This window comes from Bradyrhizobium sp. 186, from assembly GCF_023101685.1.
Classification (GTDB): domain Bacteria; phylum Pseudomonadota; class Alphaproteobacteria; order Rhizobiales; family Xanthobacteraceae; genus Bradyrhizobium.
This window is the reverse complement of record NZ_CP082164.1, coordinates 3,181,901-3,205,585: the sequence shown is the minus strand read 5'-3', so window position 1 is coordinate 3,205,585 and position 23,685 is coordinate 3,181,901. Positions and strand designations below refer to the sequence as shown.

Below are 23,685 nucleotides of genomic sequence, written 5' to 3'. Positions count from 1 at the left end.
GTGCGCGATTACGACAACGCGCCCAGCACGCCGCGCGTGGCCTTGTCGATCTCCTCGACATAGCGGCGGCGGGCGAAGGTCTCGGTGAGGAAGCCGACCACCTTGCGGCTGTCGGTGGAATCGACCACCGCCAGCATTTCGGCTTCCGCCTCGTCGAACACCGCCATCGCCGACTTCACGTTCATTTCCGGGATCAGCACGATGTCGGTCAGGCGCGCGAGCTCGATCACCTGGATGTCATCGGCGATGGTATCGAGGTCGCTGGAGAACAGGTCTGGCAGCAGGACGAGGCCGACATATTCGTCGGCGTTGTTGACGATGACGATTCCGGGCCGCGATCCCAGCGCGAATTCGCGCCGAACGGCGGCGATCGTCGTGGTCGACGGCACCTTGCCGACATCGGAGCGCATCAGACGCTCGACGGTGAGGTTGCGCAGCCAGCCGACGTCGTTGGCACTGCGGATGGTCTCGCCACGCAGATGCAGGCGCCAGGTCGAGAAAGAATGGCCGAACATGAAGCGCACGCAGATCGAGGTGACGATGCAACCGGCGAGCACCACGGCGGTGACGTCGACATTGCGGGTCATTTCGAGCACGAGGAACGACATGGTCAAGGGGCCGCCGACGATGGCGACGCCGAGCGTCGCCATGCCCGTCAGCATCGCGACCAGCGGATCGATCACGAATTCCGGGCTGATGAGCAAAAGGACCGCGGCGAAGAATTTTCCGATCAGGCTGCCGACGAACAGCGAGGCGAAGAACAGACCGCCGCGGAAACCCGAGGCGAGCGAGATCAGGCAGGCCGTCAACTTCAGGGCGATGATGATCGCGATCAGGCCGATCGTCATGTCGTGAAACAGATCGAGCACCATGGCGCCGTGGCCGGCTGCGAGGACCTGCGGTGTGACGATGGCAAAGCCGCCGACGATGAGACCGCCGATCACCGGGCGCAGCCAGATCGGCAGCCAGGCGAACAGGCGCTCGAACGTCGAAGACGACCGCATCACCGCGATGCCGACGCCGCTGGTGACCAGTGCAAGCCCGATCAACGCGAGATATTGCTCGACGCCGACAGCACTGACCTTCGGTATTTCGAGGGAATATGGCGCGCCGCCGAGCCATTGCGCAGTCAGTGCGCCGGCGAGCGAGGCCGCCAGGATTGGCGCCGCGCTGCCGACCGAATAGACGCCGACGATCAGTTCGCAGGCGTAGAAGGCGCCGGTGATCGGCGCGCCGAACGCCGCCGCGATCGCCGCAGCGGCGCCGCAGCCGACGATCAGGCGAAGATCGGTGCGGCGGAGATTGAAGAACTTGCCGAGCAGCGAGGCGATGCCCGAGCCGATCTGGGTATAGCCGGCCTCGAGGCCGACCGAGGCGCCGCAGCCGTTGGAGATCAGCGTCTGGCTCGACACCACCACGCTGTCGCGCATCGACAGATTGCCGCCGCGCAGTGCATTGGCCTCGATCGGGTCGACCGCACTCGATAGTTTCAGTCGCCGCCGCGACCATTCCATGATGCCGAGCGCCAACCCGCCGAGCGCAGGCGCGATCAGCGCCGCCCAGGGACTGATCCGCGCATTGGCAGACAGGCGGACGTCGATGGGAATGCCGTAAATCACGACGTGAGCGATCTGCGCGATCTCGGCCATCAGCGTTACGATCGCACCGGCCAGCGTGCCGATCACGAGCGCGAGCGGGATCAGGTAGAACTCGTTGCTGCGCAAGAGCGCGCGCAGGCGAGCCATGACGCGGTTCGATCCCTTGCGATCGACGATATGTCTGATCCGCACCAACACCGACTGCCTGCCCTATCCTTCCGACAAGCCGTAGCCGGACATGCGCTGGCGGACCCGCTCGATCTCGGCGCTCGAAAGCAACGGAGGTTTTCCGATCTGGAGGCAGCCGTGATATTGCCGCGCCAGCGTCTCGACCTCGACGGCGAGCCACATCGCCTTGTCCAGCGTCTTGCCGACCGCGATCATGCCGTGATGGTCGAGCAGGCAGGCGAGCCGCCCCTCCAGCGCCCGCACCGCATGCTCGGACAGCTCCGCTGTTCCAAAGGTGGCATAGGGTGCGCAGCGGATGCTGTCGCCGCCGGCTGCCGCGATCATGTAATGCACCGGCGGGATGTCCATGCCCATGATCGCCAGAATGGTCGAATAGGTCGGATGGGCGTGCACGACGGCATTGACGTCGTCGCGCGACTTCAGGATGTCGCGGTGGAAGCGCCACTCGCTCGACGGTTTCCGATTGGACGCATGCGAGCCGTCCATCGCCATGAACACGATCTGCGCGGGCGTCATGGCGTCATAGGGCACGCTGGTCGGCGTGATCAGGAGCCCGTCCTTGTGCCGAACGCTGATATTGCCCGAGGTGCCCTGGTTGATGCCGAGCGCATTCATGCGGCGGCAAGCGTCGATGATGGCCTGTCCCTTGTCGAGCTCGTCCGCTGTCATCGACATCTCGATTTCCCGGCGATGGGCGTTTGTTAGACGGGAAGTACGTCAAAGCAATATAGCAGTGCAAGAGAAACCGGATCGGACCGTGCATCGCCTTGCCCGTGTCCCGATTGACCACGAAATATACGGTAAAATCAATAAATTAACAGATTGACGCAGCCCTACGACAGGCTCGCCCGGACGGCAGCGATGCCGTTGATCACGAACTGCACCGAATAGGCCGCGAGCAGCATGCCGAGAACGCGCGAAAGCACGGCATTGCCGGTGCGCCCGAGGGTACGCGCGATCAGGCTCGCGGAGGCAAAGCAGAGCATGCACAGCAGGCAGACGGCGAGAACGACGGCGATGATGATCGCCAGCCTTGCCCCATAGCCGGCATCGCCCGTCAGCAGCAGTGTGGTCGCGATCGCGCCGGGACCGGCCATCATCGGGATCGCCAGCGGAAACACCGCCACGTCGGAGGCATGCTCGGAGGTCGCCTTGTCGGCCTCCCGCGCCTCGCGGTGCGGACGGTCGCCGAAGATCATCTGGTAGGACACGCCGAACAGGAGAAGCCCGCCGGCGATCTGGAAGGCGGGGATGCCGATCCCGAGCTGGCGCAACAGCCAGTTTCCGATCATCGCGATCACCACCAGGATCGAAGCTGCGATGAGCGGCGCGCGCAGCGCTATCGTCCGCTTGACCTTGTCGGGCATGCCCCCGGTCGCGGCGAGGAAAGCCGGCGCAAGGCCGACGGGATCGACCACCAGCAGCAGCGTCACGAAGGCGGATAGGGCAAAGTCGATCATGTCTCGGTGTGCTCCTTAGACGCAGGAACGATGGCTGCCGGACTGGCTTAGCCCGGGAGAACCGCTTTGCAAATCACCCGGAGACGAACAATGAGCGATAGCGGAATCGGAATGCTCCTCGGCCACCTCTCGGCCAACCTGCTCTGGCTCTGGTTCATCGGCGCGTTCCTGCTCGGCGCCGTGCTCGCCTATGGGGTGGCGAAGGCGGGCCGCCTCCGGCGCAGCGAGCGCGCACGGCTCGACCGCGACACCGAGGCGCTGCAACGGCAGGAAGACCCCTACAAGCGTCCGAGCTGACCGGTCGCGGCTCGCACGTCGTGTCGCTTGGAACCATCGCTTCCTCAAAGTCTTTATCGGCTGAGGATTGAGGAAGCGCATGCCTTCCCGTGTCGCCTCAAGAGGAGGATTTATGGCCAAACGAGCGAAGAAACGCACAACCAAAAAATCGTCGGCGCGCCGCGCGCGTCAGGCACCGAAGATGCTGAGCGACCTGTTTCTGGCAACGCTGAAGGACATCTATTTCGCCGAGAACAAGATCATCAGGATCCTGCCGAAGATGGCCAAGGCCGCACATTCGAAAGACCTTGCCGCCGCCTTCAACAAGCATCTGCGCGAGACGCAGGGCCATGTCAAACGGCTGGACCAGGTCTTCAAGATGCTGGGCAAGCCGGCGCGCGGCAAGCCGTGCGAAGCGATCAACGGCATTACTGACGAAGGCGCCGAGATCATGAAGGAGTTCAAGAACGCCCCTGCCCTCGACGCCGGCCTGCTCGCTGCGGCGCAAGCCGTCGAGCACTACGAGATCTCCCGCTACGGCACGTTGCGCACCTGGGCAGAGGAGCTCGGCATGCAGGACGCAGCAAGGCTGCTGCAAGCGACGCTGGACGAGGAAGAGGCGACCGACCACACCCTGACCGAGCTCGCCACCTCCGTGATCAACCTCGAAGCGGAAGAGGAATACCGCGCCGCGGCCTAAGCCGCGCCGGCCAATTGTTGCCGACGGCGCCACGGAACACATCCGTGGCGCCGAGACGGCTGACTACAAGGCCACCCTCCGATCAGAGGGCCAGGCATGCTCCGAACGCGCGCTGCTGGATTTCCGGGGAACCATCCCCATATGCTGAATTTCCAATTGCAGCGCCTTCCCCCGAGTTTGCCATGCAACGCAAAAATCCCCTCGACTGGATGCTGTCCGAAGCCCTGGACTCGCTGACCCGCGCCGAACGGATGCGCCAGCAGTTCGGCCGCCAGGAAGCCTGCTGGGAACCCCCGATCGACGTGCTCGAAACCGAGCATGAGCTGTTGATCCTGGTCGCGCTTCCCGGCGTCAATCCCGACAATGTCGAGACGGTGATCCATGACGGCGTGCTCGTCATCTCCGGCCAGCGCACGCTGCCGCCGGAGCTTCGCAACGCCCGCATTCACCGGCTCGAGCTGCCGCAGGGCCGCTTCGAGCGGCGCATTCAGATCCCCCTTGGCCGCTACGCCATCAGCCGCTTCGTGATGGACGGCTGCGTCGCACTGCGCCTCGCCAAATCCTGAGGTCGATCATGGCCACCGAACAGATGAATACCGCCCAGACCAATTCCGACGTGAAGATCCCCGACGACGCGCTGATCATCATCCCCGTCCGCGACATGGTGCTGTTTCCCGGCGCGATTGCGCCGATCGCGATCGTGCGGCCGAAGTCGGTCGCCGCCGCGCAGCAGGCGCTGCGCGAGCAGCGGCCGATCGGCATCGTCTTGCAACGCAATCCGGAGACCGAAGAGCCGGGTCCGGACGACCTCTACCGGGTCGCGACCATCGCCAACATCGTGCGCTACATCACCGCGCCCGACGGCACCCATCATATCGTCTGCCAGGGCGTGCAGCGCGCCCGCGTTCTCGACTTCCTGCCGGGCACGCCGTTCCCGGTCGCGCGGGTGCAGCAGATCCCGGAGCCGACCACGAGCTCGCCGGAGATCGAGGCGCGCGCCTTGAATCTGCAGCGCCAGGCGATCGAGGCGATCGAGCTGCTGCCGCAGGCGCCGCCCGAATTGGTCGCGATGTTCCAGAGCACCACAGCGCCCGGCGTGCTGGCGGATCTGGCGACCTCGTTCATGGACATCAAGCCGCAGGACAAGCAGGAGGTGCTGGAGACCATCGACCTCGCCTTGCGCGTCGAGAAGGTGTCGAAGCGTCTGGCCGAACGGCTGGAGGTGCTGCGTATCAGCAACGAAATCGGCCAGCAGACCCGCGCCAGCTTCGACGAGCGGCAGCGCGAGGCGATCCTGCGCGAGCAGTTGGCGACCATCCAGCGCCAGCTCGGCGAAGGCGACGGCAAGGCGGCCGAGGTCGCCGAGCTGACGGCTGCCATCGCCAAGGCCAAGATGCCCCCGGAGGCGGACGCGCACGCCAAGAAGGAGCTGCGCCGGTACGAGCGCATGCCAGAAGCCGCCGGCGAAGCCGGGATGGTCCGCACCTATCTCGACTGGCTGATCGAGCTGCCCTGGGCGCTGCCCGAGGAGAAGCCGATCGACATCAAGGAGGCGCGTCGCATTCTCGACGCCGATCACTTCGGCCTGGAGAAGATCAAGAGCCGGATCATCGAATATCTGGCGGTGCGCAAGCTAGCCCCGCAGGGCAAGGCGCCAATCCTCTGCTTCGTCGGCCCGCCCGGCGTGGGCAAGACCTCGCTCGGCCAATCCATCGCACGCGCGATGGATCGCCCCTTCGTGCGCGTCAGCCTCGGCGGCGTGCATGACGAGGCCGAGATCCGCGGCCACCGGCGCACTTATATCGGCGCGCTGCCGGGCAACATCATCCAAGGCATCAAGAAGGCAGGTGCGCGGAACTGCGTCATGATGCTGGACGAGATCGACAAGATGGGCCGCGGCGTGCAGGGCGATCCGTCGGCTGCGATGCTGGAGGTGCTCGACCCCGAGCAGAACGGAACGTTTCGGGACAACTATCTCAGCGTGCCCTTCGACCTGTCGCGCGTGGCGTTCATCGCGACCGCCAACATGCTGGACCAGATTCCGGGTCCGCTCTTGGACCGCATGGAGCTGATCAGCCTCGCCGGCTATACCGAGGAGGAGAAGATCGAGATCGCGCGGCGCTATCTGGTGCGGCGGCAGCTCGAGGCCAACGGATTGACGGCCGAGCAGGCCGAGATCGAGCCGGAGGCGCTGAAGCTGATCGTCAAGGGCTACACGCGGGAGGCCGGCGTGCGCTCGTTGGAGCGCGAGATCGGCAGGGTGTTTCGGCATGCCGCGGTGCAGGTCGCCGAGGGCACGGCTACGAAGGTCGTGGTTGGCCCAAAGGACATCGCCACCGTGCTCGGCCAGCCGCGCTTCGAGGGCGAGATCGCGCTGCGCACCAGCGTTCCCGGCGTGGCCACCGGCCTTGCCTGGACGCCGGTCGGCGGCGACATCCTGTTCATCGAGGCGACGCGCGTGCCCGGACGGGGCAATTTGATCCTGACCGGCCAGCTCGGCGACGTCATGCGCGAGAGCGTGCAGGCCGCGCTGACGCTGGTGAAGAGCCGCGCCACGCAGATTGGCATCGATCCGTCGCTGTTCGAGAAGAGCGACATCCACGTTCACGTCCCGGCCGGCGCGACCCCGAAGGACGGGCCGAGCGCGGGAGTCGCGATGTTCACGGCACTGACGTCGCTGCTCACCAACCGCACGGTACGCAGCGACACCGCGATGACCGGCGAGATCTCGCTACGCGGCCTGGTGCTGCCGGTCGGCGGCATCAAGGAGAAGGTGGTGGCGGCAGCGGCCGCCGGATTGAAGCGGGTGATGCTGCCGGCGCGCAACAAGCGGGACTACGACGACATCCCGCAGAGCGCGCGGGACAACCTCGAATTCATCTGGCTCGAGCGCGTCGACGAGGCCATCGCCGCGGCGCTCGAACCAGCCGAGGCCAAGGTCGAGGCGGCGGAGTAAAAGCAATGAAAGAATTGTTGGAAAGAGCGAAGAAATCGCGGAAAGCGCAGCGGCTGCGCCGATTGCTCGATCGCGCGATCGACCGGGTTCGCGATGCGCTGGCGACACCGGAGCCGCGGCTTCAGCCGGTCCCGGTGCGAGTGAAGCGCCGCAAGGGCTGATCCCCTCCGTCTCAACCCTCGCGGTCGTTCAAGATAAAAGGCCCCCTCCTGGGAGGGGGCCTTTGCGTTCTTAGCCCACAGCGTCCTTGGCGGCCTTGACCGGGCGGGCGCGGACGATCTTCCGGGCCGGCTTGGCCTTGAACATCATCTCTTCACCCGTGAACGGGTTGGTGCCCTTGCGCGCCTTGGTCGCGGGCTTCTTGATGACCACGAACTTGGCGAAGCCCGGCACCAGGAACAGGCCGTTCTTCTTCAGCTCCTTGTGGCCGACATCGGTCAGAGTCTCCATGACGCTCTTGACGTCGCGCTTGGAAAGCTCGGTGGTGGTCGCAATCTTTTCGATCAGCTGCGATTTGGACATTTGGGTTGGCATCGTGTCTCCTCTGATTCGTTGGCGGTTGCATATTAGACCAACCGTTGAAGGCCTATAGCCTTCTGCACAGTTTTGTCGCGGTTTTACGGGCTTTTTTGGCCCCCTGTGGCAAAAAACCCTGCTTTTTAGCCACTTCCTGAGCGGAAGGAGCCTAGGCAGTGGATTTTGCCTTGTTTCAAAGGCCCGCAAGCCGCCTTGCTAAAGCTGATTCGATGCTTTCGACAAGCGACGACCGGCCTCTTTATGCGAGGCCGGTCGCGATTCACCCTAGAAAATAAGGCTAGATGCGCTCGATGATGACCGCGGGCGCCATGCCGCCGGCGGCGCACATGGTGACGAGGCCGCGCTTGAGGCCGCGGCGTTCGAGCTCGTCGAGCACGGTGCCGATCAGGATCGAGCCGGTCGCGCCGATGGGGTGGCCGAGTGCGATCGAGCCGCCATTGACGTTGACCCTGGCGCGATCGAGCTTGAGATCGCGGATGTATTTTTCCGCCACCACCGCAAAGGCCTCGTTGATCTCGAACAGATCGATGTCGTCGATGGTCAGCCCCGCCTTCGCCACCACCTTGCGCGTGGCCGGCACCGGCGCATTCAGCATCAGCGTCGGGGAGTCGCCCATGTTCGCCATCGCAACCACGCGGGCGCGCGGCTTCAGGCCATGCGCCTTGGCATAAGCGGGCGAGGCCAGCAGGATCGCGGCCGCACCGTCGACGACGCCCGACGAATTGCCGGCATGGTGCACGAAGTCGATCTTGAGGTCCGGATATTGCTGGAGGATGAGACCACGATAGGTCGTGCCCTTGTCGTCGAGCGCATAGTCGGCAATCGCGGGGAATGCGGGCTTGAGGCTGCTGAGCCCTTCCATCGTGGTCTGCGGCCGCGGATACTCTTCGCGGTCGAGTGCGAGGCTGCCGTCCTCGCGATGGACGGGCACGAGGCTCTTCTTGAAATGGCCGTGCTCGATCGCATGCGCCGCGCGCTTCTGGCTTTCGAGCCCGAGCGCATCGACGTCCTGCCGCGTGATGCCTTCCATGGTCGCGATCGCATCGGCGCAGACACCCTGATGCGACTGCGGATGCCTTGCGCGCAGCCGCAGATTGCCGCTGTCCATCATCATCGGGCCGCCGCGGCGTCCCTCCATCGACATCATCTCGCAGCCGCCGGCGATGACGAGGTCTTCCGTACCCGACATGATCGAGGCCGCCGCCATGTTCACGCTGGTGATGCCGGAGCCGCAGAAGCGGTCGAGCGTCACAGCGCTGGCGCGCACGTCATAGCCGGCATCGAGCGCCGACATCCGCCCGAGATCGCCGCTCTGGGTCGCGACCTGCGCGCTGCAGCCCCAGACGATGTCGTCGACGTCGGCGGTGTTGATGCCGGTGCGGTCGGCGAGCGCGCGCAGCACGGTCGCCCCCAATTGCTGCGGATGAATGCCGGACAGCGCCCCCTTGCCGGCCTTGCCGACGCCCCGCGGGGTCCGGCAGGCATCGATGATGAGTGCATCGGTCATTGGCGTTATCCTCTTTTTGAATGATTGGGGTCGTTTTGAATCAGGGGGAGAACGGAGTCAATGCGCGCCGGCGCGCTCCTTCTTTGCAAAAAAGTGAAAAACAACCCCATGCAAAGTAGAAACGCGGTTGCCGGACGAGGCGCGGTGACGCCCGCGAACCAATTGATAGGTCGGGCAAAACAACGGCAATCGCGCAATTTCGCTTTAGTTCGCTCCGCTTGCGGCGAAAGGCGAAGATCACACCCCCGCCGCGTTGTTCGCGATCACGTTGCGATAGAAGCTGGCGCTGAGCTTTGGCGTGCGGACCTGCGTGTCGAAATTGACGTGATAGAGGCCAAAGCGCTTGTTGAGCCCGAACACCCATTCGAAATTGTCCATCAGGCTCCAGAGGAAATAGCCGCGCACCGGCACGCCCTCGGCGGTGGCGCGCTGGAGCTGCGATAGATAGTTGCGCAGGTACATGATCCGGTCGGTGTCGTAGATCTTGCCGTCGGGCATGACCTGGTCCTCACCGGAGGTACCGTTCTCGCTGATATAGATCGCGTCCGTCTTCCAGATTTTTGCAGCTAACTTCGGCACCCAGTAGAGCGTCTCGGGGCCGACGCGAAGCCAGTCCGAATTCATGTGCGGAAACGATTTTGGAATCGGCAGCGGCATGAAGCCCGTGCCCTCATCGGAAGCCACCACGTAGTTCTGCGGCGCGTAGATGTTGAGGCCGAGGAAATCGACCGGCGAAGAGATGATCTTCAATTCCGCGTCGGTGAATTTCGGCGCGTTCGCGCCCGCGAATTTGAGGAAGGCGTCGGTATACCGTCCCTCCATGATGACGTTGAGATAGCCGGCATTCATCTCGCGCAGCGCGATCTCGGCAGCGCGGACGTTCTCGGGCGTGTCGATCGCGGGCGCGCAGGCATCGATGTTCTCGGCCGGACCGACACGCGTGCCGCGGCGGCCATGGGCGCGCACCGCCTGCACCGCGAGCCCATGCGCGAGCGCGCTGTTGTGCCTGATCTGGTTGACCTCGGCTTGCGGCAGCGTCACGCCCGGCGCGTCGATGCCGATGCCATAGCCGAAATGGACGAAGCGGCCGCTCTCGTTCAGAGTGAACACGTTCTTGACGCGATCGGTCAGATGCTCGGCGACATAGGCCGCGTAGTCGCCAAAAATCTTGCAGGTCTCCGTCGAGCGCCAGCCTCCGAAGCGGTCCTGGAGCGATTGCGGCAGGTCCCAATGATAGAGCGTCAGCCACGGCTCGATGTCGTTCTTCAGGAGCTCGTCGACAAGGCGATTGTAGAAGTCGAGCCCCTTCGGGTTCGGCTTGCCGTCGCCGTTCGGAAACACACGTGGCCAGGCGACCGAGAAGCGGTAGGCCTTGCAGCCGAGCTCCTTGATGAGCGCGATATCCTCCTTGTAGCGGTGATAGTGCTCGTTGGCGCGGTCGCCAGTGGAGCCGTCCTCGATCTTGCCGGGGATACGGGCGAACCTGTCCCAGATCGAGGCCCCTCGCCCGTCCTCGTTGACGGCGCCCTCCACCTGATAGGACGAGGTCGCCGTGCCCCAGACGAAGCCCGCCGGGAAGTCGCTGCCGCCACGCGGCGCCGAGTCCGGTCTGGCCTCGGCGACCTCGAGGGGGCTGGCTATCCCGGCTGCGGACAATCCCGCGATCTTCGCGAACTGGCGACGCGAGAGCTTGTCCGACATTGTTGCTGCTCCGCTTCCATCGTTTCGGGCCGGCACAATGAACAGTTCCGACCGATTTGAGAAGCGACGTCCCTGGTTGTCTCGACTGCAACCGACGCTCACATCTGTCGTCTCCGACGTGGAGCGCCGAAAAGGCATTATCGGACCAAACCATGGTTTAGCTTGATAGAACCCGGTTCCTAAGGTCTCATCCGGACGGCTTGCACCGAAGCGAATCGGACGCGCCCGTGTGGATACCGGGACTTTCTGTGTCCAAGGCATGAAACTCGCATGACAAGGCACCGGGAGATCCGTAACTTTTCGCTTTGAAGGCGCACGAGGGGACAGGGGTGATTCACGCTGGCGTAAGCCCGATGGCGTTACGTGGTGATCGGCACGGCCAAGATGTCGTTGCCGGCCTTACGCCAGGCATTTCGTTCGCTCTGGTGCGACATGCGCCGCGAGAGATGCTGCGTGTTTTACGGTGCGGCCCTACCGTCACCGCGGAGATCCACTGGCCGTCGGGAGAGGCAGGCCTCTTCCTGCGATGCCGTATCGAGCTGAGCTCGAGAGACCAGTGGCGGTTCCGGCATCGGCGGCACGCCCATCAGGCTGCGAACCATCAATCATCTCAATTGGCGATCCTTGCCATGACATTGCTGCTCGCCGTCTGCGGCTGGAGCGTCGGCGGAGCCGAGGGCATGCGGCGGGCGCTGTTGGGAAGCACGCCGCGTCCCGACGAAGCGATCATCTCGCGCGAGAACGTGTATCGCTGGTTCGGTGCCCGCCTGCTGTCCCCTGCCGAGGTGCCGGCCCTGTTCGCCATTCTGACAAAAGTTTGCAGCCGGGCCGGGCTGGTGCAACTGCCGGATCTCTATTGTCTGCCGGCACCGCGCGACATGAATGCCTATGCACTCGGCGGACCGGAACGCAGTGCCATCGTGTTGACCGAAGGCCTGCTACGCGGCATGACGCGCGACGAAATTGCCGGGATATTAGCCCATGAAGTCGCTCATATCCGCAACAATGACGCCTGGACGATGGGCTGGGCGACAGCGTTGCGACGCGCGATCGATTGGACCTCGCTCGCTGGTCTCGCGCTGCTGCGAACCAGCCATCATCACGGTGGCATGACATCAAGCCGGCCATTGGCGATGCTGCTGAGCGCAGCACCAACTCTCGGCCAGCTCCTCGGACTTGCTCTGTCGCGCGTTCGCGAACTGGATGCAGATGCAACGGCGCTCGAACTGACTGGCGACTCGCGAGCGCTCATCGCCGCACTCGACAAGCTGGAGCGCCATCACACCGGCTCTGCACCAAGCCGCACGTCCGCATTCGTGCATGATCCGGTGCGCTTGCTTCGCAGCCATCCCGCCACCTCCGAGCGCGTCGGCACATTGCTCAACCTCGCCTATTAGCATTCGCTGACGTTGACACCGATGCACATCGGAAGGCTCGCTGACCAGGCAAAGAGTGCTGACGAAAATCCGCGCGGCTTGAAATTTTTGCGGAGTTCGATCGCCGCCAAAATATCGCCGCGCTTTCGCGAAACTATTTCGACGTAAGAACGTTTTTCGCGTCTCTGCTCATTGCAGAACTGGGGAGTAACCAGCATAATTGCCAAGCGTTCGAGCGGACGTAAGACATAAATGATAAATGGCTGGCCACCGTGCCAGCGAGGAAAATCCGCTCCCACCTTTTTCGACGGCTATCATTTTGCCGCTCTAAAACATCTTACCGTCGGCTTGTCACCTTGAGGGGACGCAACTCGCGCCTTCCAGGCGGGTGATATTGCTTGCGGCTGAGACTTCCGTGCCAAGCATTTGAACTTGAAGGTCCAACGCCGTCGCACCGGCGTGACGAACCGTTATTGCCCGCGAAGGGGTCGCGCATGCGACCGGCCTTGGCAGGATTTCGGGCTGAGGGCACCAACCATCGCAAGGAGGCCAAGCGATGACGTATTATGACACCCTGCAACAGAACCTCGCGCATGGTTCGCCATTCGGACAGTTCGGTCCGCAACAATGGGGATCGGGAGCATTCGGTTCGCAAGGCGGCCAACAGTATGGAGGTGGCGGTCTTGGATTAGGCCAGGCGGCCTATGGACAGCAATACGGGCAGTTCGGCGGTCAGCCGACCTTTGGCGCGTTTGGATATGGCCCCGGCTGGGGCGGCGGGCAAATGGGCGGGGGTCAACAGCCCTGGGGCGGACAACAGCGCCAGCTTTCGCAGCAGGACGTGAATGAGGTCGTGCGGCAATTGGTACCGGCGCTGCCTCAAATTCTCGCGCAAGCTCAAACTCCATTCGCAGGAATGGGCTATGCGGCTTACGGCCAGGCGCCGCGGCAGCTAAGTCCGCAAGACGTGAGCGAGGTCGTGCGGCAGATCCTACCCATCGTGCCGCAGATCGTGGGAATGCTGCAAAGCCAGCCCCAAATGCAGCATTCGGCCATGCACGGCGGTCCCGGTCAGGGTCAATTCGGTCTCGGCTATCCCACGCAGACTCAGCCAGCGCAGATGTGGGGTACGCAGTTCGGCGCGCCGCAGTTCCAGGCGGCATTCGGCGGTCCGACGGGCCTTGGCCAGCAGCGACAACTGACGCAGCAAGACGTCGCCGACATCACCCGCCAGCTGATCGGCGTCATACCCCAGGTCATCGGCAACCTTCAGGCCTACGGCCAGCAGCGGATGATCTGACCGCGCGGTAAGGCGCGACCGCCGCCCAAAGCGGCGGTCGCGCCTGCCGTTGCGCACGCTTCCTCCGAAGGAGAACCCTCATGTCGGATTCTAATCCCTCCGCCGCATCCGCGTCACAGCGCCACTACCCAGACATTCAGCAGCTCGTGGGCCTGCTCAGCAATTTGATGCCGCTGCTCTTGCGCCTGCAGTCGCAAACGTTCGAGCAGCCGTTCCGAACCGTGCCCGGCAACTTCCCGATGCCGAACCCGGTGCTCGAACATCAGGCGGCGGAAAACATGATCGGAGACATGATCGCAGAATCACTGCGCTCGCTCTCTGCCTATCTCGAGGCCAACGCGGCACAGCATGCCGGCCTCGAAAACTGCATCTCGATCGTCACCCAGGCAGCCAACAAGTTTACCGAGCGGGATTTTGCGCAGGCCTTCAACTTGATCTATTTCGCCTATCGCGCGATCGAAGCCGCCCGCGCGGCCGATCCCCGCCTTCCGTTGCTGCGACAGGCCTCGATCGATCGCACGCAATCTTCTATCCACTGAAATCAAAGGAGGCGACGCCATGGCAACAAGTCCAGATGATGCGCGACCGACCTCGAGCGACAATCGACGTAAACCAGCGCGCAGCACTCAATACATGATCGCGCCAGCGGGCCCCGGCGTCAGCGCTCAAACGCTGGCCGAACAACTCAACCAGTTCGGCAACATCCTGTGGACCCATGACCAGCGCGGCGTCAGTGGCCCGCCAATTGCGATCGTGCGCATGCCTGACGAAACCGCCGCCGCGTTGCGCCGCTCCACGGCCGGCAGCTTGATCATCGAGCCGGACAGCCATCTGCGAGCTGCGTCCTTTGCCCGCCCGGCCTCCTCTTTCATGCCGGCGGCCACGACGATGACCGCGCTCGGGCCGGACTTCAAGGTGACGATCCGGGTCCTCAGCGAAGCAGGTGCGCCTGTGGAACAAGCAACTGTGCAGCTCGTCGGCGAGCAGGCGTCAGTTCAGGGACGGACGGACCGTGATGGCAACGTCGATCTGACTCTGCGGGACGAAATGCCGGAAACAATCGCCGCCATTTTCGTCAGCGCACGCTCCGGCCATTGGGGTTTGTGGCAACAACAGCCCAATATCGAGGCCGATGCGGTGAACACCCTCACCCTGAAACCGTTGCCGCTACCTGGCCGGCTGGATTGGGGCGGCGAAGCGATGCGCTTCGATCAGATTCCCGGCCACTGCCGTGGAGCTGACGTCAAGATCGCGCTCATCGACAGCGGCGTGGCGACCAGCCACAAGCAATTGGTTGACATCAAGCACGGTATCGATGCCCGAAGTGGCGAAGATCGCTCATGGTCGAAGGACGTCACTGGCCACGGCTCGCCTTGCGCAGGCATCATCAATGCGGCTGCGCAGGCAGATCACGGCATCCGCGGCTACACCCCGGACAGCGAGCTGCATGTTTGCAAGCTTCCCCTAGATGCCCGTTGCAGCGACCTGATCGCGGCGCTCGATGATTGCCTGCAAAACGGCATCGACGTGGCGTACGTCGGAGTCGGTTGCGAGCGCGGCTCCGTGCTGGTTGAGCAGCACATTGCCATGGCCAAGCAGCAAGGCGTCAGCATCATTGCCGCTGCCGGCAACTCCGGAGAGGACGTACTGTTTCCGGCCTGTTCCCCGCATGTCATGGCAGTCGGTGCGGTCGGACGGATGGGAAGCTTCCCGGAAGACAGTCCGCAGGCGGCGCAGGCCGCAGCCGCCACTGCGGCGGCGGGCGGGTTGTTTGTACCGCCGTTTTCCTGCCGCGGGTCCGAACTCGACCTGTGCGCGCCCGGCGTTGCGGTCATTGCCTGCCAGTCACCGGACGGCTACGCCGTCTGCGACGGCACCTCGCTCGCAGCGGCTCACGTTGCCGCGCTTGCAGCCTTGATCCTCGCCGACCACGCCGACTTCAAGGGCACCTTCATCGCCAAGGATGCCCACCGGGTCGAACGGCTGTTCCAAATTCTGAAGGATACGGCGCAGCCCATCGGCCATCCATGGCAGACCGGAGCCGGGTTGCCGGACGCAGCCCGCGCGCTTGGCGTCTGGTCTGATCAGCGGCCCCTTGCCATGCCTCTGAATGCGGGATTGCGCGAGATGCGCAGCGCCATTCGGCAGCTCGATCGGATTCCATTCGGCGCAAGCCAGGCGATGATATTCGAGCCGCCACGCGGCCCGGCCAACGTGACGCGGCTTCCGCTGAATCCGGCCCCTCTGGCGTTCCAGGCTGCCGGCGGGGGAACAGCGACGGTGCATGAACTCAGAGCAGCGATGGCGCTCGCGGGTCTAGCGGAAGGACCGTAGAGGATGATCGGGCCCCCGCACGCAGTCCTAGAACGTCACCCTCATCCCCGCATAGAACGCGCGCGGCCTGGCCGGGCTCAGTGAACGCGGGTCGCTGAAGTCGGCGCCGCCGCTGGTGAAATTAGGCAAGGCGGTCCTGTCAAAGAACTGTCCGTACGTCGCATACCGATTGTCGAAGACGTTATCGACCTTGCCGTAAAGCTGAACGTCCTTCGTCACCTGATAGGAGGTGTGGAGATTGAACACGGTGTAGGACGGCAGCTTCGCATACTGGTTGGACTCGTCGCCGACCACATATTGGCTGGAGACGTAGAGCGCGTTGCCGCCGACCTTCCAGGCGTCGGTCACGGCATAGTCGATGCCGAGCTTGACGCGATGGCGCGGGACCGCGGGGATCTGGTTGCCGGGCATGACCTGGATGTTGCCGTCGGCGTCGGCAAACGGACTGTTCGAGCCGAGGGTCAATGCGTCGAGGAAGCGGGCATCGACGAACGCGTAGCTCGCCTGGAACTGAAGCGTCGGGGATTTGATGTTGACCTCGGCCTCGAGCCCCTGCCGCCGTGTCCTGCCGACGTTGGAGAAATAGCCAAAGCCGGTGCGTCCGGGAACGGGAATGGCGAGAATGTCGTCGTAATTGGTGGCGCGGAAGCCGCCGATCTTCCATCCGAGCGAGCCGATGTTCAACTCCTTGGTGCCGCGGAAGCCGGCTTCCACGGTCTTCGACACCACCTGCTTCAACGGCGGGTCGGAGACCAGAAACGCCGCAATGAGACAGGGATTGTTCGGATCGGAGCAGCCGAGCTCCAGCGGTGTCGGCACACGGTTGGCCTCGGAATAGCCGGCATAGGCCGTCAGCTCGGACGTGATCTTGTAGGTGCCGCCGATCACCGGATTGAAGCGGGTGAAGATGTGATCGCCGTTGAGCGCGGTCCCGAGCTGATCCTCCAGCGAGATGCGCGCCACGTTGAAGCGTCCGCCGCCCGTGATGGCGAACGCGTTCGTGACGTTGAATGTGTCCATCGCGTACAGACCGTTATATCGGTTGACGGTCCGCAGCGAGACAGGACCGGCAAGGCCGGTGTCTGGCGTGCCGGTAGGCCCTAAGAAGACGCCGCTGCCGCTGACGACATAGTTCTCTCCGATCGAACCGATCTCGGCGGTGGCATTGTAGCGCGTCACGCTGGCGTCATAGGTCGACCCAACCACGAAGCGGTTGTCGTGCCCGAACAGTTGATCGACATTCGTGGCCTGCCCCGATACGCCGAAGCTGGTCGAACGTATCGAGCCCCGGTCGATCTCGCCGAGGATCGTTCCAGACGCAAAGGGATTGGCGAGCTGCGCGCCGTTCCCGCCATTCGTAGGCGTGGTGTCATTGCCGAAGCACAGCAGCCCCGCAGCTGCGCACTCCTGCACGTCGGTCGGATTGCCGTCGACGTGCTTCTGCTCGAACCTGCGCACATGCGCCGTGCCTTCGAGCGTCCAGGTCGGCGTCGCGTCAGCCTTTGCGGTCAGGTTGAGGTAGCCGACGCGATTGCTGGTGGTCTGCGGTGTCGTGTAGGTCGCGCCCCAATATTTATCCAGCAGCTCGGCCGGAACGGTGGCGCTGGCGCCGAAATCGTTCTTGGCGAGCCCCATGTTGACGTGGAATTCGCTGTCGCCGGCCTTGTAGCCGACATCGCCGTAGAAGCGCCGCACGTCCGACTGTGAGAAGTTGCGGAAGCCGTTGTCGTGCAGGCCTTCGAGCGCGGCATAGACGGCGTAGTTCTTCTCGACCTGCTTGCCCCACTGCGCCGAGCCCTGGATGCGGCCGAACGAGCCGCCCATGGTGTCGATCTCGGCGCCCTGATAGGTGAACCCATCCTTCATTTGCAGGTTGATCGCGCCGCCCAGTGCATTGAGGCCGAAGGCGGGATTGTTGGTCACCAAAGTGACCGACCTGATCGCGGCCGTGGGGATCAAGTCCCAGTTGACGGCGTCGGAGAAGGCTTCATTGATGCGGACACCGTTCTGGTACACGGCAAGGCCTTGCGGCGTCCCGGTCACGGGCGAGGCCACAAAGCCGCGGAATTCGACATCCGGCTGAAACGGATTGCCGGTGACCTCGCTGATGTTGACGCCGGCGATGTTGTCGCGCAGCGCGTCGGTGACGTTCAGCGAGCCCGTGCGCTTGATCTGGTTGGCGTCGACGGCGTTGATCGCCGACGGAACCTTGTCGACCTCGAGACCTCTGCCGGTGCCCGGCGACGTCGGGTAGACGTAAAGCCTGTTGTTGGGCTTCGCGGAGCTCGCGGAACGGGCCGGCGTTCGCGGCGCGCTACGCCGCGGGGTGGGCTGTGGCGCCACCACCTCGATTGCGGGCAGGTTTTGAACGTTGGTCTCTTCGTCCTGCGCGGCCCCGGCGCCCGTCCCGAGGACGACGCCAGACACCAGCCCCGTCGATACCCAGGCAATCAACAGCCTTCGCACGCCCATCCCTGCCGTCCCATCCGCAAATACACAAGTTTGTCTTTTGCGGCTGCTTTGAATTTCGCCGTTTGGTTGAGACGAGTGTAGTCGGCCGTCACACGCGCGCCAGCCACAAAAGGTCGGGCGATATCGGCGCCCATTTTCCCGAAGAATTCGGGAATTATTCCCGATCGCCTTCAATGCGATCAGGCCGGCGCCGTCGGAACCAGCGCCTCCACGGTCACGCCGCTCTCGCCGGAGGCGACGCTGAGCGTCCCGCCCAGCGCCAGAATCCGCTCGCGCATGCCGACGAGGCCGAAGCCGAGCTTCTGGCCCGGCTCCATGCCCCGGCCGTTGTCGCTGACCCGCACCCGGGCGCAGCCGCGGCCGTCGCGATTCGGCGGCTCAACCGGCTCGATGACGACATTGACCGAGGTCGCGCCGGCGTGACGGAACACGTTGGTGAGCGCCTCCTGCACGATGCGGTAGATCGTGAGGTCGGCGGTCTCGCCGGTCGGGCCGAGCGCTGACGAGATCGTGGTCTCGATCGTGACCTCGGGATGCGATTCCCGCCACAGCCGCGACAGCGATTCGAGCGCCTGCCGCAGGCCAAGCTCGGCGAGGCCGACCGGCCTCAAGCGCTCCAGCACGCGTCGGGTGAATTGCTGAAGCGCGTTGATCTGCTCCAGCAAGGCGCTGCCGTGCTTGCGCACGGCTTCCGCGCTCGGCGCACGCCCGTCCGCAAGCTTCGCCAGCGCGCTCGCATGCGCGCGCAGCGAGAACAGATACGGCCCGAATTCGTCATGCAGCTCGCGCGCGATTTCCTTGCGCTCCACGTCCTGGAGCGACACCGTACGCTCGGCCAGACGCCGCTTGTCCTCGACCGCCTCCCCGAGCGTCGCCGCCAGATGATTGAGCTTGGTGCAGATCGCGGCCAGCTCGGGCGCGCCGCCCGGCATGACGCGCGCGTCGTAACGACCTCCTTCAAGCTCGGCCATCGTTTGCGCCAATGACCGAAGCGGCGCGAGCGCCCGGCCGACCACCATCATCATCACCAGGAACAGCGCGAGCGCGATGACCGAACCGACCTCGAGCTGCGTGACGATAGCGTCCCAGATCTCGGCGATCTCGTCGTTGGGGTGCGAGGTGATCACGAGCGAGCCCGGCTTGCCGTAGACCCTGACGGGCACGCTGACCGCGGTCTGCTCGGGATGGACCAGGCTGACGAACCAAGCCGGCGGGCCGCGGGTGTCGTCGTCTTCCTCGGCCCGCGGCGGCGTCAGCGGGGTCCCGGCGCCGTCCCTGAGCGCGATGCTGACATGGCGCAGGCGGCTAAGATCGCGCGTGATCTGGTTCAGCCTGGCGTCCGGATCAGGCGCCTCGTTGAGGTCCGCAACGATCATCTCGATGAACTCGCGCGCGAGCCGGATCACGCTCTGGTCCTCGGCCTGCACGCGCGGGCCCGCCTCCGCGACCTGGCGGCCGATGTTGACGGCGAGCCCCAGCGCCAGCAGCAGCGCCAGCAGGAGGTTGATGCGCCCGCGCAAGGATAGGTTTTGCCACATTGGTATCGCCCGTGCCCCGCGAAGGTTTGCCCGCCCTGCCCGATAACGTTGACAGACCCGAAGCGCCCGATATCTAATCGAAAGCGTACAGCAATCCTGGCCGGGTTGCATGACCCGACATGAGACGCGCTCACATGCGTCTCGTTGGATCACGCAGCGCGAAGCAGGCCGGGACGCTGTCGCGGGGAACGCCTATGCGAATTCTGATCGTCGACGATCATCCTATCGTCGCCTCCGGCTGCCGCGCCGTGCTGGCTGACGAAGGCGAGATCGAGATCCTGGAGGCTGCCGACGCCGAAGACGGCGAATGCGTGTTCATCGTCGAGCGCCCCGACCTCTGCGTGATCGACATCAACCTGCCAACCGTCTCCGGCTTCGAGCTGGCGCGCCGCATCCTCGACCGCGCGCCCGAGGCCCGCATCATCATGTTCAGCATGAACGACGATGCCGCCTTCGCCGCGCGCGCGATCGAGTGCGGGGCGAAGGGCTATGTCTCCAAGACCGGCGACCCCGACGATCTTGTCGAAGCGATCCGCACCGTCGGCAACGGCGGCACATATCTCCCGAGCGCGATCGCGCGCAGCATCGCCTTCGCCGGGCCTACGCTGGCGCAAAACCCGCTGTCGAAGCTGAACGCGCGCGAGATGGAGATTTTGCGGCTGCTTAGCGCCGGAAAGAGCCTGTCCGAGATCGCCTGGCTGGTGCAGTCGTCCTACAAGACGGTCGCCAACACCTCCTCGATCATGCGACAGAAGCTCGGGGTCAAGACCTCGGTCGAGCTGGTGCGGCTGGCGATCGACAGCGGCGTGGCCTGACTTAGCGTCCGACTTGGCGCGACAGCCGCCACAAATTCGGTCACACAAGCGTTGCAATGTTGATGTGGTTAGATGCCACGGAGCCCAAGGCATGACGATTCAGACTGTCTCGACCAACACATCCCATGGCGGCATGCAGGGCGTGTACCGCCATGCCAGCCAGGCGACCGGAACCGACATGGTGTTCTCGGTCTATGTTCCCCCGCATGCGGACGGCGCGAAGCTGCCCGTGGTCTGGTATCTCTCCGGGCTCACCTGCACGCATGCCAATGTCACCGAGAAAGGCGAATTCCGCCGCGCCTGCGCCGAGCTCGGCCTGATCTTCGTCGCGCCCGACACCAGCCCACGCGGGCCCGACGTGCCCGGCGATGCCAACAACGCCTATGATTTCGGCCTCGGCGCCGGCTTCTATGTCGACGCCACGCAAGAACCTTTTGCACGCAATTATCGCATGTGGAGCTATGTCACCGACGAGCTGCCGAAACTCGTGGCGAAGACTTTTCCGGTCGACGCGAAGCGGCAATCGGTGATGGGCCATTCGATGGGCGGTCACGGCGCGCTGACGGTGGCGCTGCGCAACCCGCACCGCTATCGCGCGGCGAGTGCGTTTTCCCCGATCGTGGCGCCGTCGCAGGTGCCCTGGGGCATCAAGGCGCTGACCGGCTATCTCGGTCCCAACAAGGATTCCTGGCGCAGCCATGACACCGTAGCGCTGATCGAGGACGGCGCGAAGTTTTCGGGCTTTCTCATCGACGTCGGCGATGCCGACAATTTCCTGAAGGAGCAGCTTCGCCCCGAGCTGCTGGAAGCCGCCTGCACCAAGGCCAACATCCCGCTGACGCTGCGGCGGCAGGCGGGGTATGACCACAGCTACTACTTCATCTCGACCTTCATAAGCGACCACCTGCACTGGCACGCGGAGAGATTGAAGGGGTGAGGTCGCTCTCTCTTCTGCCTCTCCCCGTTCTTACGGGGAGAGGGTTGGGGTGAGGGGCTGCGTCCGCAAAGACGGTGAAAGTTCGATTCGCGGAGAGTCCCCCTCACCCGGAATTTGCTCACGCAAATTCCGGCCTCTCCCCGCAAGCGCGGAGAGGCGAAGAAGCTACTCCGGCTTCCCGTAATTCGGCGCCAGCAATCGATTGCGGATGAGATAGCTCATCGTGCGGGACCAGGACTCGTCGGTGTTGCCGCGCATGTCGGCGCTGGCGACCGTGATCATGTTGCCGGTCTTCACGTCGCGCAGGTAGATGTTGAGATTGATGATCAGGTTCGAAACCTTCTGCACCATGCCGGTGATCTCGAGGTCCGCGCCCAATTGCCCGGCGAGCTTGAGATCGCAGTTGCCGCAGACCTACAAATTGCTGTGACGGGCGGCATCCCTGACAGGCCCGATGTCGAGCATCTGGAACCTGCCTGAATCCGCCAAGGCCTTGCGGAGCTGCTCGCTGATGCGGTCGAGGCGCTCCAGCTCCGGCTTCGAGCCGTAGAACTCACCGGGAAGGCTGGTGTCGATCAGCTCGAAGTCGAACACCGCAAGCTTCGGCGGATCGGCGAACGCGACTGACGCCGTCAACAGCAAAACGATAATCGAGAGCAGCGCTCGCATGAACGTGATTCCAGCCATCGCGCGCGCGAGGACGAGGACGAAATGCGGGGTTGCAAGCCGGGCCAAATCGGTCATGCTTTAGGAGAAACAATTCTCCACCTGCGGTCAAGCCGGGGAGACGTACGGAGGAAGCATGATCCGATGGTTGCCTGGCCTGATCGTCTTGAGTCTGGCCGCGCCGCAAGCGCTCGCGGCGGACCCGGTCCAGATCGGCGTCGGCTATCTCGGCGTCGCCGGCACCAGATCGACGCTGTCGCTGATCGAGCAGCCCGCGGAGAATGACGGCGTCGCCGGTGCGCGGCTCGCGATCGAGGACAACAACACCACCGGAAAATTCCTCAACCAGCGTTTTGCGCTGGAGGAGCGCCGCATCAGGGAAGGCGAGGATGTGGTGCAGGCCGCGACCGACCTCGCCGCGCGCAACAGCCTCATCGTCGCCGATCTGCCGGCGGACGCGCTCCTGAAGGTCGCCGATGCCTTGCGCGACCGCGGCACGCTGCTGTTCAACGCCGGCGCGATCGACGAGCGGCTGCGCGAGGCCGACTGCCGCGCCAACGTCATCCACACCGCGCCGACGCGATCGATGCTGGCGGATGCGCTCGGCCAGTATCTGGTGTGGAAGCAATGGAAGCGCTGGCTGCTCGTGGTCGGCTCGCATGACGAGGACAAGCTGTTCGCCGATGCGCTCCGCCGCGCCGCGACGCGGTTCGGCGCCAAGATCGTGCAGGAGCGCCACTTCGAGGACGCCGGCGGCGCGCGCCGCACCGATAGCGGCGTGACCCTGATCCAGCGCCAGATGCCGGTGTTTACGCAAGCTGCGCCGGCCTATGACGTGCTGGTCGCCGCCGACGAGAGCGAGGTATTCGCAGCCTACCTGCCCTACCGCACCTGGGATCCGCGGCCTGTGGCAGGCTCGGCCGGCCTTGTGCCGCGGAGCTGGGACGCGGCGCAGGACCAGTGGGGCGCGATCCAGATGCAGAACCGCTTCATCAAGCTGAATTCGCGCCGCATGACCGCGCTCGACATGCAGGCCTGGACGGCGGTGCGCATGATCGGTGAAGCCACCTCGCGCACCAATTCGGGCGACGTCAAGAAGGTCACCGATTTCATCAGGGGACCGGACTTTTCCGTGGCAGCCTTCAAGGGCACAAAGCTGACCCTGCGCGACTGGAACCTGCAGCTTCGCCAGCCGATCCTCCTGGTCGACGGCCGCATGGTGGTGTCGGTATCGCCGCAGGAAGGATTCCTGCACCAGGTCTCGGAGCTCGATACGCTCGGTTACGACCGCCCGGAGAGCAAATGCAAGCTGAAATGAGGATG

At 64.2% G+C, this 23,685-nt stretch carries 21 protein-coding genes and 1 pseudogene; 12 read left to right on the top strand and 10 right to left on the bottom strand.

Going from position 1 to position 23,685, the window contains the following annotated elements:
* Nucleotides 1–8: 8 nt before the first annotated feature.
* The 3 genes from IVB18_RS15240 to IVB18_RS15230 form a co-directional block, all read right to left on the bottom strand.
* Nucleotides 9–1,796: a chloride channel protein gene (locus IVB18_RS15240; RefSeq protein WP_247989861.1), complete on the bottom strand. Its 1,788-nt coding sequence runs from the start codon at nucleotides 1,794–1,796 to the stop codon at nucleotides 9–11.
* Between the two features lie 12 nt (nucleotides 1,797–1,808).
* A complete protein-coding gene (locus tag IVB18_RS15235; RefSeq protein ID WP_247989860.1) occupies nucleotides 1,809–2,462 on the bottom strand; it encodes an L-fuculose-phosphate aldolase in 654 nt (217 codons plus the stop codon).
* 158 nt (nucleotides 2,463–2,620) lie between these two features.
* On the bottom strand, nucleotides 2,621–3,247 hold the full coding sequence (locus tag IVB18_RS15230) for a MarC family protein (RefSeq protein ID WP_247989859.1): 627 nt from the start codon (nucleotides 3,245–3,247) through the stop codon (nucleotides 2,621–2,623).
* Nucleotides 3,248–3,337: 90 nt separating this feature from the next.
* Here IVB18_RS15230 and IVB18_RS15225 point away from each other — a divergent pair, with 90 nt between their 5' ends.
* The 5 genes from IVB18_RS15225 to IVB18_RS15205 all read left to right on the top strand — a co-directional run bounded on the left by IVB18_RS15225 (nucleotide 3,338) and on the right by IVB18_RS15205 (nucleotide 7,340).
* The gene (locus IVB18_RS15225) at nucleotides 3,338–3,544 is read left to right on the top strand and encodes a hypothetical protein (protein WP_247989858.1); all 207 of its coding nucleotides are present in this window, start codon (nucleotides 3,338–3,340) and stop codon (nucleotides 3,542–3,544) included.
* A 112-nt stretch (nucleotides 3,545–3,656) separates the two neighbouring features.
* Nucleotides 3,657–4,223: a DUF892 family protein gene (locus tag IVB18_RS15220; RefSeq protein WP_247989857.1), complete on the top strand. Its 567-nt coding sequence runs from the start codon at nucleotides 3,657–3,659 to the stop codon at nucleotides 4,221–4,223.
* Between the two features lie 182 nt (nucleotides 4,224–4,405).
* Nucleotides 4,406–4,789, top strand: a complete 384-nt coding sequence (locus tag IVB18_RS15215; protein ID WP_247989856.1) for an Hsp20/alpha crystallin family protein — start codon at nucleotides 4,406–4,408, stop codon at nucleotides 4,787–4,789.
* Between the two features lie 8 nt (nucleotides 4,790–4,797).
* Nucleotides 4,798–7,179, top strand: a complete 2,382-nt coding sequence (gene lon, locus IVB18_RS15210; RefSeq protein ID WP_247989855.1) for an endopeptidase La — start codon at nucleotides 4,798–4,800, stop codon at nucleotides 7,177–7,179.
* 5 nt (nucleotides 7,180–7,184) lie between these two features.
* On the top strand, nucleotides 7,185–7,340 hold the full coding sequence (locus IVB18_RS15205; RefSeq protein WP_247989854.1) for a hypothetical protein: 156 nt from the start codon (nucleotides 7,185–7,187) through the stop codon (nucleotides 7,338–7,340).
* Nucleotides 7,341–7,410: 70 nt separating this feature from the next.
* On the opposite strand, the gene IVB18_RS15200 is transcribed toward IVB18_RS15205, so the two are convergent.
* From IVB18_RS15200 to IVB18_RS15190, 3 genes are all read right to left on the bottom strand, one after another.
* Nucleotides 7,411–7,713 carry an HU family DNA-binding protein gene (locus tag IVB18_RS15200; RefSeq protein ID WP_247989853.1) on the bottom strand — a complete coding sequence of 101 codons (303 nt, stop codon included), beginning with the start codon at nucleotides 7,711–7,713 and terminating at the stop codon, nucleotides 7,411–7,413.
* 280 nt (nucleotides 7,714–7,993) lie between these two features.
* Nucleotides 7,994–9,223, bottom strand: a complete 1,230-nt coding sequence (locus IVB18_RS15195; RefSeq protein ID WP_247989852.1) for an acetyl-CoA C-acetyltransferase — start codon at nucleotides 9,221–9,223, stop codon at nucleotides 7,994–7,996.
* A gap of 237 nt (nucleotides 9,224–9,460) precedes the next feature.
* Complete coding sequence (locus tag IVB18_RS15190) at nucleotides 9,461–10,924, bottom strand: GH1 family beta-glucosidase (RefSeq protein ID WP_247989851.1); 1,464 nt, start codon at nucleotides 10,922–10,924, stop codon at nucleotides 9,461–9,463.
* Between the two features lie 629 nt (nucleotides 10,925–11,553).
* Between IVB18_RS15190 and IVB18_RS15185 the strand changes: the two genes are divergently transcribed.
* The 3 genes from IVB18_RS15185 (at nucleotide 11,554) to IVB18_RS15175 (ending at nucleotide 14,139) form a co-directional block, all read left to right on the top strand.
* A complete protein-coding gene (locus IVB18_RS15185) occupies nucleotides 11,554–12,321 on the top strand; it encodes a zinc metalloprotease HtpX (protein ID WP_247989850.1) in 768 nt (255 codons plus the stop codon).
* A 535-nt stretch (nucleotides 12,322–12,856) separates the two neighbouring features.
* On the top strand, nucleotides 12,857–13,600 hold the full coding sequence (locus IVB18_RS15180) for a hypothetical protein (RefSeq protein WP_247989849.1): 744 nt from the start codon (nucleotides 12,857–12,859) through the stop codon (nucleotides 13,598–13,600).
* A gap of 80 nt (nucleotides 13,601–13,680) precedes the next feature.
* Nucleotides 13,681–14,139: a hypothetical protein gene (locus IVB18_RS15175; RefSeq protein WP_247989848.1), complete on the top strand. Its 459-nt coding sequence runs from the start codon at nucleotides 13,681–13,683 to the stop codon at nucleotides 14,137–14,139.
* Here IVB18_RS15175 and IVB18_RS15170 read toward each other — a convergent pair.
* Nucleotides 14,129–14,431, bottom strand: a complete 303-nt coding sequence (locus tag IVB18_RS15170; protein ID WP_247989847.1) for a hypothetical protein — start codon at nucleotides 14,429–14,431, stop codon at nucleotides 14,129–14,131. The genes IVB18_RS15175 and IVB18_RS15170 overlap by 11 nt on opposite strands.
* Here IVB18_RS15170 and IVB18_RS15165 point away from each other — a divergent pair.
* Nucleotides 14,408–15,934, top strand: coding sequence for a S8 family serine peptidase (locus IVB18_RS15165; RefSeq protein WP_247989846.1), 1,527 nt, complete (start codon nucleotides 14,408–14,410; stop codon nucleotides 15,932–15,934). The two genes, IVB18_RS15170 and IVB18_RS15165, sit on opposite strands and share 24 nt — an antisense overlap.
* Nucleotides 15,935–15,961: 27 nt before the next feature.
* Here the strand turns inward: IVB18_RS15165 and IVB18_RS15160 are convergent, their stop codons facing one another.
* Together IVB18_RS15160 and IVB18_RS15155 are read right to left on the bottom strand one after the other, a co-directional pair.
* Nucleotides 15,962–18,406, bottom strand: coding sequence for a TonB-dependent receptor (locus IVB18_RS15160; protein WP_247989845.1), 2,445 nt, complete (start codon nucleotides 18,404–18,406; stop codon nucleotides 15,962–15,964).
* 179 nt (nucleotides 18,407–18,585) lie between these two features.
* Complete coding sequence (locus IVB18_RS15155) at nucleotides 18,586–19,944, bottom strand: histidine kinase (protein ID WP_247989844.1); 1,359 nt, start codon at nucleotides 19,942–19,944, stop codon at nucleotides 18,586–18,588.
* A gap of 194 nt (nucleotides 19,945–20,138) precedes the next feature.
* Here IVB18_RS15155 and IVB18_RS15150 point away from each other — a divergent pair, with 194 nt between their 5' ends.
* Together IVB18_RS15150 and fghA are read left to right on the top strand one after the other, a co-directional pair.
* Entirely contained in the window at nucleotides 20,139–20,759 is a 621-nt protein-coding gene (locus tag IVB18_RS15150) for a response regulator transcription factor (RefSeq protein WP_247991649.1), read from the top strand.
* A gap of 91 nt (nucleotides 20,760–20,850) precedes the next feature.
* Entirely contained in the window at nucleotides 20,851–21,696 is an 846-nt protein-coding gene (fghA, locus tag IVB18_RS15145) for an S-formylglutathione hydrolase (RefSeq protein ID WP_247989843.1), read from the top strand.
* A 165-nt stretch (nucleotides 21,697–21,861) separates the two neighbouring features.
* On the opposite strand, the pseudogene IVB18_RS15140 reads toward fghA, so the two are convergent.
* Nucleotides 21,862–22,440: pseudogene (locus IVB18_RS15140) on the bottom strand (DUF3280 domain-containing protein).
* Nucleotides 22,441–22,498: 58 nt separating this feature from the next.
* On the opposite strand from IVB18_RS15140, the gene IVB18_RS15135 reads away from it, so the two are divergent.
* Nucleotides 22,499–23,680 carry an ABC transporter substrate-binding protein gene (locus tag IVB18_RS15135; RefSeq protein WP_247989842.1) on the top strand — a complete coding sequence of 394 codons (1,182 nt, stop codon included), beginning with the start codon at nucleotides 22,499–22,501 and terminating at the stop codon, nucleotides 23,678–23,680.
* The last annotated feature ends 5 nt before the right edge of the window (nucleotides 23,681–23,685 follow it).